The 12,824-nt window shown below is 40.4% G+C and carries 11 protein-coding genes; 5 read left to right on the top strand and 6 right to left on the bottom strand.

Annotated features, from left to right (window positions below):
• Positions 1-20: 20 nt before the first annotated feature.
• Together DI077_RS00180 and DI077_RS00185 are read left to right on the top strand one after the other, a co-directional pair.
• Complete coding sequence (locus tag DI077_RS00180) at positions 21-1,397, top strand: NHL repeat-containing protein (protein ID WP_242935287.1); 1,377 nt, start codon at positions 21-23, stop codon at positions 1,395-1,397.
• Positions 1,342-2,214, top strand: a complete 873-nt coding sequence (locus DI077_RS00185) for a hypothetical protein (protein ID WP_242935288.1) — start codon at positions 1,342-1,344, stop codon at positions 2,212-2,214. The genes DI077_RS00180 and DI077_RS00185 overlap by 56 nt, the downstream gene beginning before the upstream one ends.
• On the opposite strand, the gene DI077_RS00190 is transcribed toward DI077_RS00185, so the two are convergent.
• A complete protein-coding gene (locus tag DI077_RS00190; protein WP_109022177.1) occupies positions 2,203-3,396 on the bottom strand; it encodes a DegT/DnrJ/EryC1/StrS family aminotransferase in 1,194 nt (397 codons plus the stop codon). The two genes, DI077_RS00185 and DI077_RS00190, sit on opposite strands and share 12 nt — an antisense overlap.
• Positions 3,397-3,550: 154 nt before the next feature.
• Between DI077_RS00190 and add the strand changes: the two genes are divergently transcribed.
• A complete protein-coding gene (gene add / locus DI077_RS00195; RefSeq protein ID WP_109021728.1) occupies positions 3,551-4,906 on the top strand; it encodes an adenosine deaminase in 1,356 nt (451 codons plus the stop codon).
• 76 nt (positions 4,907-4,982) lie between these two features.
• Positions 4,983-5,294, top strand: coding sequence for a hypothetical protein (locus DI077_RS00200; RefSeq protein WP_135354925.1), 312 nt, complete (start codon positions 4,983-4,985; stop codon positions 5,292-5,294).
• A 211-nt stretch (positions 5,295-5,505) separates the two neighbouring features.
• Here DI077_RS00200 and purB read toward each other — a convergent pair whose 3' ends face one another.
• A complete protein-coding gene (purB, locus tag DI077_RS00205; RefSeq protein WP_109021730.1) occupies positions 5,506-6,807 on the bottom strand; it encodes an adenylosuccinate lyase in 1,302 nt (433 codons plus the stop codon).
• A 110-nt stretch (positions 6,808-6,917) separates the two neighbouring features.
• Between purB and DI077_RS00210 the strand changes: the two genes are divergently transcribed.
• The gene (locus DI077_RS00210) at positions 6,918-7,685 is read left to right on the top strand and encodes a glucose 1-dehydrogenase (protein WP_109021731.1); all 768 of its coding nucleotides are present in this window, start codon (positions 6,918-6,920) and stop codon (positions 7,683-7,685) included.
• Here the strand turns inward: DI077_RS00210 and DI077_RS00215 are convergent.
• The 4 genes from DI077_RS00215 to DI077_RS00230 all read right to left on the bottom strand — a co-directional run bounded on the left by DI077_RS00215 (position 7,672) and on the right by DI077_RS00230 (position 12,798).
• Entirely contained in the window at positions 7,672-9,612 is a 1,941-nt protein-coding gene (locus DI077_RS00215; protein WP_109021732.1) for a M23 family metallopeptidase, read from the bottom strand. The two genes, DI077_RS00210 and DI077_RS00215, sit on opposite strands and share 14 nt — an antisense overlap.
• Positions 9,613-9,789: 177 nt before the next feature.
• A complete protein-coding gene (locus DI077_RS00220) occupies positions 9,790-10,572 on the bottom strand; it encodes an enoyl-CoA hydratase/isomerase family protein (protein WP_109021733.1) in 783 nt (260 codons plus the stop codon).
• 18 nt (positions 10,573-10,590) lie between these two features.
• A complete protein-coding gene (locus tag DI077_RS00225) occupies positions 10,591-11,460 on the bottom strand; it encodes a response regulator (protein WP_109021734.1) in 870 nt (289 codons plus the stop codon).
• Between the two features lie 27 nt (positions 11,461-11,487).
• Positions 11,488-12,798 (bottom strand): EAL domain-containing protein, encoded by a 1,311-nt coding sequence (locus DI077_RS00230; RefSeq protein WP_174705666.1) that lies wholly within the window; start codon positions 12,796-12,798, stop codon positions 11,488-11,490.
• Positions 12,799-12,824 lie beyond the last annotated feature (26 nt).

Genomic DNA, 12,824 nt, shown 5'->3' on the forward strand with positions numbered 1-12,824 from the left:
GTTTTATTTTAATTTGCATTTTGTTCGCTAGCATAGCAAATGTTAACTCACAGGAGAGTAAGGAATATAAACTTACGGACAAAGCATATGGTGTTGCTTGGGACGGAGTGAACTTTTGGTTTATAGATACAAATCGTCGTGCTTTAGTGAAGATCAATGAAATCGGTGAACAGGAAATTTTCAATCTTGGTCTCGCCAATTTACGAGGAATCAGCTTTGATTCCAGAGAAGGTAAAATTTTAGTCGTTGCTCCCAAACAAATTTTAAAGATCGATCCCAATTCCGGCGGAATTACGGATAAAGTAGCTGTACCCGTGCAAAATATAGCCGGCGTTGCGAGTGTAGGAAATTTTTATTATATATTGGATTTGGATAATGCTAAGGTACAGATCTTCGACCAAGTGAGTGGGATTTTGGTCGGTGGGTTTTTCACCGATCGAAATCGTCCGAGAGATATTTGTTTCGGAAGAGATTCTCTTTGGATCTCGGATTCTTCGGATAACACGATTTATAGATACGATGCAAAGTCCGGTAAAATCACCGGTTCCATTAAAACCAATATGAAATCCATTCGAGGGGTTTTATTGAGCGGCTCGAAACTTTGGGTAGTCGATCGGGAAAGTCATGAAATCAAAAACATTCCTTTCTTGGAAACGGAAAGATTCATCGCTTCGGGAGAAGAGGAATACAGTCTTGAAGTTACGTTGAAGTTCAAAATAGATACTGTTTCTCTTTCCAAAGCACAGATTGCGGTTGTTCATCCACCGTCTAACGAACAACAAAGGATTCGTTCCGTTAAATTTACGGATTCGAGCTTTACACCCACTTTTATACAAAGAAATCGCGTTCATATAAAAAAGCTTTCCATTGAAGATTCCGCCGGTGAACAAGTACTAAAATACAAATTCACATCACGGAATCAGTTGATTAAATATTTCGTTACGGATGATTATTTGGACAAAGACGTAACTTATCCGTTTGATATTGCCAATTATTATGAAAAAGGAAAAGAGAATTCACAACTTTTTGCCCGTGATTATCTGGAATTGATTTATAATGCAAGACAACAAGCTTCTACTTTTCAGGATTTTAAAAGTCGAATGATCGAATCGGGGATTCCCGTTTTACCTTATAGAATGATTCGTTTTGAAAAAGGAAAAGCCAAATCTGTTCAAGATTCTCTTTCCGTATTTTTGTTGGGTTTTGGCTGGTTACCGATCGGAGATCTGACACCTAACGGTGCTCAAGACAAAAGATATTTTGAAAAAAAAGAAACGGATCTCATTCTTTATCAAAGTTTGAATTATAAACAGTCCGTTTCTCCCGTTTACTTCAGAAAAGATGCAAATTCCGAATGGGAAAATTTACCTGCTGAGATTACCTATAAGATTAAGTAGCTTTCTTGTCTTTCTTATCATCACTTTTGGATGTATAACTCAGTACAAAGAAGAGTGGAATAAGATAGCCGTTCTTCCCGTAACAAATGAAAACGCGAACCGTTTGAATTTACTTGTGGAGTCCGCCTGGACTTCACTTCCGAAGGCTACATCATACTGTTCCGGTTTGAAGCCAATTCCTATGGAAGAAGGTGGATATTCAAATTACTTTTGTTATCTGAGATCGTTTGCAAGTCCGAAACAGATTTCGGAGCTTTTGGGTATTCCTATTTTTATAAGTGGTCCGCATGAAGGTGGAGAATTGGTAACAAACCATCTTTCCCGTTTCGGATTCTATCATCCTGAATTTCCGATTCGTTTGAAATCATACTTTTTACCGGCCAAAAAGAACTCTGGGTTTCGAAAAGCAACTCAGAAAATCTACGATGATTACATTCGAAAAACCGCACGAGCCTTCTTTGTCGTTCATCGCAAATTGGAATCCAACCGAGACTACTTTGATAAAGAAACAAATCGATACATTGATTTGGTATCCGAGAAAAGATTAGATCCTTACTATCTTGATAAATACGATTTGTTTTTAGTTCCTGATTTTACGGATGCGGAAGAAGAAGCGGACGGTAGCAAATTCGTTAGTTGGGAAGGTGATGATGTTTACCCTGCCATATTGGTGAGAGAAACGGTAGGGTTTTGGATTCGAAGAAGAATCGACGGAACCGAAATGCAATTTTATCTCGGCTTAGTCGATTTATTAAAATTATACGATCCTGATTTTTATGAAGTTAGACTGAAGGAAAAAAATCCCTCAGCCGAGTAGATCTTTCACCGCATCAATTACGTCTTTTTCATCGGTTTTTGTCATTCCAGCAAACAAAGGTAAAGATACTGCTCGATCATACATCTTGCATGCATTCGGATATTCTGCGCGATTGAAGCCGAAAGTTTTTTTATAATATGGATGTTCAAAGATAGGAATGAAATGCAGACTTGTTCCAATATTTCTGTCTTTAAGTTCTTCAACAAAACTATCCCTTCCCATTTTTGCGAGCTTTGTATCCAGCTCCACTCTGTATAGATGCCAGCTATGTTGTCCATTAACATCATCTTTGGGAAGAATAAGTCCTTTCAGATTTTTAAATTCTTCGTTATAATGTTTTGCGATCTCGGTTCTTCTTTCCCAGAAAGCGTGAGACTCTTTTAATTGTACCACACCAAGTGCAGCCTGGATGTCGGTCATATTGTATTTATAACCGGCATCCACCACTTCATAATACCAGCCGGGACGGTTGAATGCATCCCGATTGATTCCATGAAGTCTCATTTTTCTCATTCGATCCGCAGAAGCTGCGTTAGCTGTAGTAATCATTCCACCTTCGCCGGTGGTAATTCCTTTCGTTGCATAAAAGCTGAAAACGGTATAATCTCCCCAGGTTCCGATCATTTTGTTTTTATGAACTGCCGGAAACGCATGGGCTGCATCTTCGATAATGATCAATTTGTATTTTTTTGCGATTTTTTGGATCCCTTCCATATCGCAAGTATGCCCGGCAAGATGGACAGGCATAACAGCTTTCACTTGTTTGCCGGTGGATTTCGTTTTTAGATTTTTCCCATCCCAAACGCAGCGGGTATCAATCGTAGTTTGTAATAGTTCCGGTGTAAGTAGATTATTGATCGGGTCTACATCGGTTAAAACTGGTTCTGCGTGAAAATAGCAAACGACTTCTGTCGTTGCAGTGAATGTAATCGAGCTTGTAATTACCGCATCATTTTCCGTCAGACCGATTGCTTCCAATGCCAGGTGCAAACCGGCCGTAGCGGAGTTGACAGCGATTGCATTAGGAGAACCCACAAAGTCAGCGAACTCCATTTCGAACTGTTTGACCTTAGGTCCGGAAGTAACCCAGCCGGAGCGCAGTACTTGTGCTACTTCTTCAATGGCGTCTTCGGAGATGGAAGGCAGTGCAAACGGAAGAAAGGTTTTGCGGGTAGTAAGCATATTCATCTAAACGACATAATTCGGAAAATTTTCCAGTCTTTTCCGCTCCCACAAAGATAATCGGAATCATTTTTATGAACTAAATAGGAATTTCTTTCCTTTGGGAAAAATCTTCTTGTAGCGAGTCGAATCACGAAAAAGAATTTCCTGGAACATGGAAGTTCAATTTTCAGAAATATTAAATCGTATTTTGGTCATTGACCGGGATATTGCTGAGCTCAATCGACTGAAAAGCCGACTGCCAGAAGACAGACCTTATTCCCCTTCTTTACAATTAACCTTCGACAAACAGATCAATACTCTACTCAACGAACGGGTTTCCATTATGGAGCTTCCCGTTCTCAATCCGCCTCTTTGGTTATTCCCAAAAGAGACGCTCCAAGGCCAAAAGGCGACAGACGAAACATCCATTCTCAAAGAAAGAAAGTCACTTCTTGCAGGGGATTTGTCCGTCCCTCATCCGAATGAACAGGATGTGATCAATTTTATCCGGGAGATTCCAAAATCGGAAATTCACCTACATCTTGAAGCATGTGTTAATAAGGAAACACTGAAATTTTTGTACAAAAAGAACGGTATCGAAATCACGGATAAAGAATTCGAAGATAAGTACAATTTCAAAGATCTGATGGGATTCATTCAGGTATTCTTTTTTGTACAAGGTGCCGTGAAGGAAGCAAGTGACTTGGGTTATTTTATAGATAGCCTAGCAGAGTACATGCGTTCAAATAATATCGTTTATTGCGAAACTTTTTTTGCTCCGTCCAAGTTCATTCAGAACGGATTGGACTTTGATGAAATGGTGGAAGTGATGGTGAATCGAATCCGTCAAATCGAAGTAAAAGATGGTGTGACGATCCGACTTCTTGTAGACGTTTCCCGTTCGTTCGGTCCGGAAAATGCGATGAATAACCTCAAACGGGTTCTGGGTGTTAAACACAAAGAAATCATAGGGATCGGACTCGGCGGCGCGGAACTTATGGGACCTGCTAAAGATTATGCGGAAGTGTTCAAAGTTGCCCGTGATTCAGGACTTCGTACTGTTGCCCATTCCGGAGAAGATGACGGTCCTTGGGCAATTTGGGATGCAGTTAGCCTTTGTAAGGCGGAAAGAATCGGGCATGGAACTTCTGCAATCCAAGATCCAGAACTTGTCAAGTATATGAAAGACAATAAGATTCCGATTGAGATCTGCGTGACTTCGAACGTATTTACTGCGAAGTACGTTCGCAAAGAACAAAATCATCCTGTACGTTATTATTATGACCAAGGTCTGACTCTTTGTATCAATACGGACGATCCTGAAATTTTTAATGTAAATTTAACTTACGAATATTTCAAACTCTATCGCTTTTTGGATTTTTCCATTGATGAGATCATTGATTTGGTAAAACAAAGTGTCTATTGTACTTTCCATCCTCAAAAAGAGACTCTTTGGAAGCAGATGGAAGAAAAAATCGAAGCAATCAAAGTTAAATACAATTTAGCGCCGCAACCTGCACTTGTTTAAAAAACGATTTGTTTTACATTTGTTTCTGTTATCAACCTTGAGGTTGACTTTACCGGCCTGGTTCGGGATCATTTTTATGATTTCCTGTTCGAATCCGGGAATCAACGGAGGAGACGTCCTCACCGGAAAAGAAACAATCCAAAGGATCCGTAATGCCAAATTGGGGAGACTCGCCGCCTGCGGACGTTATACGGATGTACAAGTTTACTTTATCAATGATATTGCAAACAGTATAGAAAAACAATACCCGGCCGATTATTATTCGGAAAAAGATGTGAAGACATGCACGGATAATATACTGATCACCCCATGCAATTCGGAAACCTTGGAATGCAAACTGAAACCCAAAACGATTTGGAATGGTTCCCTCTTGGAAGGTGGTTTTTAAGTCAGACCAAACTTGAAAGGGACATAATGTGGGCGGGATGATCTTGGAAGCCCCCGCCCTGTTTAGGGTTGGGGGGTGTGGTTCGTGGGCTCGCACTAACCCACCTAACACGAGTTCGCAATTTTTACCATCCCTATCCCGATTCTTACAAAAATTCTTTCGAAAAGTTCGCCTTTTTGCCAATCCCCGCCGGGCTAGGAATGGGATATTTTTAAGTCAGACCCAGCCTTTTGAAAATCAATGGAATGCGTTCCAAATAAGGTGCGATTTGAAAGATTTCATCAAGGTCTTTGTCTTTTAAAATCGAAGAACATCTAGGATCGGCTTTCAATCTTTCTCTTAAGTTTTGGTTTTGGTCCGCCCAAACCGCCATTGCATTCTCCTGAACAATCAGATAAGCATCTTCTCTGGAGATCCCGCCTTTTTCAATCAGCCAAAGTAAAACTTTTTGCGAGAATATCAAACCGCGAGTTACATTTAACGTACGTTCTGTGGCATCCGGATAAACGTGAATTCCTTTCAAAACAAAATTCATTTTTTCCAAAATATAGTCCAAAGCAATGGTCGAATCCGGTAATACGATTCTTTCCGCAGAGGAATGGGAAATATCCCGTTCATGCCATAAGCCTACGTTCTGAAGACCTACATTCACATTAGCGCGAATCACTCTGGAAATTCCACTAATCCTTTCGCAAACGACAGGGTTCCGCTTGTGAGGCATCGCTGACGATCCTTTCTGTCCTTTCGCAAAAGGCTCTTCTACTTCACGGCCTTCCGTTTTTTGAAGAAGCCGCACTTCGGTTGCCATTCGATCCAAACTAGCCGCTACAATTCCCAATACGGATAAATAATACGCATGTCTGTCTCTGGAAATCACTTGTGTCGCGATCGGATCAACAGCTAATCCTAGTTTTGTGAGTACATACTCTTCGATTTCCAAGTCAATATTGGAATAGGTTCCAACGGCGCCGGATAATTTTCCTACTGCGATTTGAGAACGTGCATCTTCCATGCGTTCTATGTTTCTTTGCATCTCCGCAAAGAATAATGCAAACTTGAGTCCGAGGGTCATCGGTTCCGCATGAATTCCATGGGAACGGCCGATACAAGGAAGATCTTTGTATTCGACTGCTTTTTGTTTGGTGGTCTCCAAAAGTTCTTTCGCTCTTTTGATGAGTAAATCCATAGCTTGGACCATTTGCACACAAAGTGCAGTATCCCCCACGTCGGAAGAGGTAAGTCCGAAATGCACATGGCGTCCTGCAGGTCCAATGTAGGAATTCAAATTGGTCAGATAGGCGATCACATCGTGATGGACTTTGGATTCTATTTCCAGGATTTCTTCTACGTTGAATTTTGCTTTTGCTTTGATCGTTTCCAAATCTTCTTTGGGAACTTCCCCGCGATTGGCACGTGCTTCGCAGGCATAAATTTCAATATCTGTCCAAATTCTAAATTTGTTCTCTAATTCCCAAATTGCTGAGATTTCGGGGTGGCTGTAACGGTCGATCATAAGGGCAGAGTTTCATCCCAAACATTCGCTTCAACTGTGAATTTTACGGTTGCAGAACGATGTTCAAACTTCTTACATAGATGCAAAGATTGATTGAGTAAGAGGAATTTATGTCCAAAGAATTTGAAGGCAAAGTAGCACTGGTAACGGGAGCGGCATCACCTATCGGACTCGGTCGCGCCATTGCCAACCGAATCGCATCCCACGGAGCTACATTGGTTCTGGTGGATTTGAACCAAGAGAAGATTGAAGAGGCGGCAAAAGAATTAGCGGCGGCTTACGGTGTAAAGGCAATTGGAATCGCAGCGAACGTGACAAAACCGGAAGATTGTGACGCAGCTATCACAAAGATAAAAGAAACATTTGGAAAATTGGATTTCCTAGTGAACAACGCTGGAGTCTTAAAAGATAATCTCCTCATTCGTATGACGGAACAGGAATTTGATTTTGTTATGGATGTAAATTGCAAAGGTGTATTCCTTATGACAAAAGCTGCAAGCAAACTGTTGTTAAAGTCAGATGGTGGTCGTATTGTAAATATTTCTTCCGTTTCCGGGCTTACCGGACAACCTGGCCAAGCAAATTATTCCACATCTAAAGCCGGTGTCATCGCTCTGACAAAAGTAACAGCTCGTGAGTTTTCAGGAAGAAACGTACTTGTAAATGCAGTGTGCCCTGGTTATGTGCAAACGGAAATGACTGGCTCACTTACGAAAGAAGTACAAGATAAATTAACGGATGCTTCCGTCATTCCTCTCAAACGTCCCGGAAAACAATCTGAGATCGCTTCGGCAGTTAAGTTTTTCCTAAGCGAAGACGCATCTTATATTACAGGAACATATCTGCGAGTCGACGGCGGAGCCGCTATCGGGATGTAGATTTCTTTTTAACCTGAGGCGGTTTTGATTTGGTTTTCGCCGCCTTTGGTTGTTCCGTTTTTTTGGATTTCGTTTCCATTTTGATCGGCGTTGTGGTTTTCGGTTCTGCAATGATCTCAGGTTTTTCTTCCATCGGAGCCGGAGGACTTTCGATTTCATAATCGTATCTCACCGTCTGACTCCAGTTACCTGCAAAATCTCTAACACTTGCTAGTAATGTATGTTTTCCCGGTTGATAAAGGCTTTCCGGTTCGAAAATTTCCACTCTTCCGTCTTTTGGAGAAAATTCCGCCTTGCCTCGAATTCCGTCGACCGTGATATCGAATCCCTCCGGTAATATCCCCGACCCTACATCGACTGCTTTTAATAACAAAGCAAAATCTTCTCTCGGATAAAGAGGTTTAGTCATCGACTCGTGCAGGTAGATGGAAGGAGGAGTTTGATCGGACAATACTACGAAATAGCCTGTTTTACGTAACCTAACTTTAAAAAACTGACCCCAGGCACTGAAAGAAGAACCTTTTATTTTTTTGACGGTCCTATCGGGCATTACTTCATAAAGATCCGCTGAATTGATATCTTTGGTTTTGGGAACTTTCACATAAAGATCATAACCTAAATTGAAATCTTTAAAGTCGGGACCGATTTTATATACGGAAGACAATTGATTCAATCCGTCCGTTTTGATTTTGATATCTTCCTGAGCTTCTATATCGAAAAATGCTTTTGAATAGACCGCGTTTACGGGAAAAAATAATTCAACTCTGGTGTCTTTGGATTTGAATGTCGTATAACGGTCGTAATATACATTATATATCCATTCTTTGGTGATTACGTCTTTATAATCTCTTTGATCGCGGAGTATGAAAAAAGAAGCAAATCCTTCCTGGCCACCTTGCCCTGTCGCTCGGATGGTAATTTCTTTCGGTTCACCCAATTTTAAATTTTCACTATTGATTAAACCCTGTTCTCGTTCCGGTCTCAACATTCCCAACAGATCATTGCCGTCTTTCGTATGCAGAAAATAAGAAAAAGGATTTCCGTTCGCTTTGCTAATGGAAGTATCATATAGAATTACGTTTTTTCTGGAATGGTTTTTAAGGATTCTCGATAATTGAAAACCTTGTAACAGTTGTTCACCTAAAGAAACATCCAATGTATAGATTCCAAGTCGATGGTTATTTGACCTTTGGTGGGTTGCTATTTGCAGTCCCACTTTTCCTTGGATGGAAACTGTAGATTCGGAAAGCTGATACTTGTTTCCGCCTACCGAAGAAAAAGGAATATCCACCGTTTCATTTTTTCCATTGATGAATGTGCGGGAAGTTTGGGGAGTGATCCTTAAAGAATCAAATACAATCGACTCGGCTTCCGTATAGCCCAATCCGAAATGCATCGGGTTATAATATACATTGTCCATAAAAAGTTCGAAATGCAAATGGGGAGGCCCTACTCCCGTATCACCCGAATATGCTATCATATCTCCTTTTTCCACAGGAACTTCTTCGGGAAGGGCAATATCGAAATCAACACGATCTTTGAATCGTCTTGCTTGTTTGGATTTTAAAATTTGTTTTACTACTTTTGGAGCGAATTTGTGTAAATGTCCGTATCGAGAAGTCATTCCATCATCATGTTGTACGAACACCGCATAACCAATGCTTGCCCATCTCCTTTGTACTCTTGTTATTTTTCCTTTTGCAACCGCAAGGATAGGGATTCCTATTTTCCCTGCAGTAGAAAAATCCTGGCCCATATGAAAATGTCCCGTTCTGAACTCACCGAACGTTCCTGTGATTGCAGTTTGTCCTTTCACAGGCCAAGCATAAGGTTCTTTTAATACAAATCCGGGTGGTAAGTCAGATCCGAAAGTCCGGCTTAAAGTGGAAATAGCTAAAAATATAAAAACGAATACTAGCCGGGACATTCAATTTCAGAATTATTTGGGGTTCTGTTTCTGCAAGACTAATCGAAATTTTATATTTTGACTCCGATTCCTATGGAAAACTTGCGTATGTTTAGGATATGTCCTACTTGAATTTACAGTAGAAAAGCTAATGGTAGGAATCCCGAGCTGAGAGATAAATCCCAGCTCGGGAAATGCTTATTTTAAAACGGGTCTGCGTTTTTCTTTCAGGGCGGTCATCGCCTCTAAGAGATTGTCTATTACTCCGGGTTGTTGGAATGCATTCGCTGTTTCTTTTTGGTATTGATCCAATTTTGCGATTAGTCCACCGTTTAACATATTTTTGGTGGAACGATATGCGCTCATAGGAATTTTGGAAAGAGAATCCAGTTTTTTAAGAGAAATCTTTCTTAACTCCTCTTTTGTTGCTGCTATCTCGTCAATGAGTCCGATTTTTTTAGCCTCTGCCGCTTTGTAGACAGTTCCTTCCAAACAAACCTCGGACCAATATCTGGGTTCTACACACATTTTAATTCGGTCGATAAAACTTCCCGGCAAAGGTAATCCCACGTTCACTTCTGTGAATCCGATTCTACCTTTTCCATCATACATATATTTATAATCGCTTGCTACAGTGATTACGGCACCGCCGCCCATCGCATAACCTGTAACTTCGGTAATCAACGGTTTGTCAAAAAGAATCAATTCGCCGAATAAAATTACGATTCCTCCGACTTCATCCAGTAATTTTTCTTTCGGGGTAGAAAGTAAATTATCCGCATCCAAACCGTTGCAAAAAAACTTTTCGTGGTCTGAAGTGAGAATGATTCCTTTTTTTGAAGAATCATTTCGAATTTCTTTTAGGATTACCGCTAGCTCCTTCATATTGGAGCCGGTGAGTGAATTTTGATCATTCATTTGAAAATGAATGATTTCCGCTTTTCCACCGCTAACGGTGATTTCTTCTCTTTGATAATTCATGTTTCTCTATTATTTTCCTTAATTGGGTAAATCTTTATTCGGTTCAGCCGGAGGCGGCGGAGGCGCAACAGCAGGATTGGTTGTTGTATTTTGTGTTTCGGACATCGGGTGAGCTTTGTCTTTTCTTTCTTTTTTGCGAAGATCTTCTTTCTTTTGTTCTTCAACCTTCAAATAATCGTCAAATTCGTTCGGTGCCATGAAGACTAAAAGTTTTTCTTCATCTAGCGCATGTTCGATGATGGCTCCCATATGACGTCCTGCAATGAACGCAATCTTGTCTTGGCCGATAAATACTTTTACAACCCGTTCGAAAACTTCCACCTCTTCCTTTCCAACTTCGGGAACGCCTCGAATATCGAAGCATATATGTTCTCCCTGGATCGACTTAAGAAAGTTAGGTGTAAAAATACGCTTGAATTCGGGAAAAACAAATCTTTTTAAATTGGCACGGCATTGGAATAAAACTTTTCCATGGCTTCTGTCCACAACAACGAAGGACATATTGTCTCTTGTTTTGCTGCTTTCAGCAGATTTGTATTCTTCGATTAGAGAATGAATCCGATCCAATAAAGCCTGTTTGAATAATGGTTTTATCATAAAATCCGTAAAACCTAAGATCTTATGATTGAAGATAAAGTTTTCATCTTCTTTCGGAATCATAGCAAGGATGGGGATCCCTTGGGTGATCACATCTTTTCTGAGTTCGATCACAAACTCCAATTCTTTTTTGTCACGAAAGGACAGACCCAAAAGAATGATGTCCGGGTTGGAAGACTTCACATATTCTTTTACCGTTTGGGTAAATTTCGTGATGACGACACGCTGCCGGAGTCCCTGGAAAATATTCTCCAACTCTTGGGAAGCAAAAAGATCATTTTCGATAGCCATTATAAAATGCATGGTCGTCTTTTATGTTTAAAGAAGTCCCGCTTCCGTGGCAACGCGGAAAACATTCCCGATTCTTTTTTGTTTTTCCGCCAAAATCTTATCTGTCAATACTTCTTTGATGACCTCTTCGGAAAGGGAATGGAATGAATCAAAATCACGCTTGTAATCGCCGATAGACATTTTTCCAAAAAGGATATTCGCCTGGAACTGATAGATTTGATGTTCCATTAAAAACCGGAATGTATCGTAATCTTCGACAGCTTCCGCAGTAATCACCGCCTCCCTGTTGTCCGCCAGACGTTTGCAATAATCAATAAATGCAAGATTGTCCAAAAACTTGATCTGATCCTCTTCTATTTTGAACTTAAAACTGATCGGATCCAACTTGAACTCTTTGATCATAATTCCCAGATCCAAAACGATTTGATGCGATTGGCTTTTGACTCCGAAATCGTCTGCGGCGAAGCTCATTCCGTGGTCATAGAATGCCTGGCATACGTCTCTCAACGGATAGTTGGATTCATCGTAAGGTTTTTCCACCAATTCAAATCTAACATTGTCCGGATTTAGATTCTTTGCTGAAATCAATTTTTTCAAACGATCTACTTTCTCTTTATTGGAAAAAGTATCTATCAGAGACTGAGGGGAAATATTGAATTTTAATAATCCCGGCGCACCGTCGCAAGCGATGATTAATTTTTCCAAAATCAATAATTCGATTCGATTGAGATCCTGATCGGCGGGTATATCATTGATTAAATCTTTATATCCTATATAAGCTCCGCCTCCGACGAAAACTTCTCCTCCCTTTACGGAAAAGGTTTTTGTCTTCGGATTAAATATTACGGTAGGTTGGATCATTGCTTCATGCACGGATCCCGATATATACGTATTCGCTTTGTTGTAATAAGTCCAACTCCAGCGAACCAGGTTGTCATTCAGGTTTTTTTCGGAGGAACCGAACAGTTCATCGAAAATTTCGTCGTTCGTAGAAATGAAGTTAGACTGTGTCCGGGAGACCCCAAAGTGAAAGGATGCCAGCTTGTTTTTTAAACATTCCTGTTGGAATTTACCTACGGCATTTTCTATATTCGGAAATTTTTCAATGTTCCACTCGAACAAAGGAGAAATCCCCATAAGCAGGATTCCTTTTTTTTCAAAATAATGAAATCCGAAGGATATATCTTCCAAATCCAGACAGCTGTAAAAATCTCCCCGAAGTAAATCCAGAAAACCGGTAATTTCAATTCCCGTAATATTCTCAAAGCGTATTAGAAATAGCGGTTTTCCCCTATTTTCATTGATGAATGTTTTTTTAAAAACATCCAGGTCTTTCATTCCGTAGTAATAGGGGCCTGAGAAAA

The sequence above is a fragment of the Leptospira kobayashii genome, assembly GCF_003114835.2.
Taxonomy (GTDB): Bacteria; Spirochaetota; Leptospiria; order Leptospirales; family Leptospiraceae; genus Leptospira_A; species Leptospira_A kobayashii.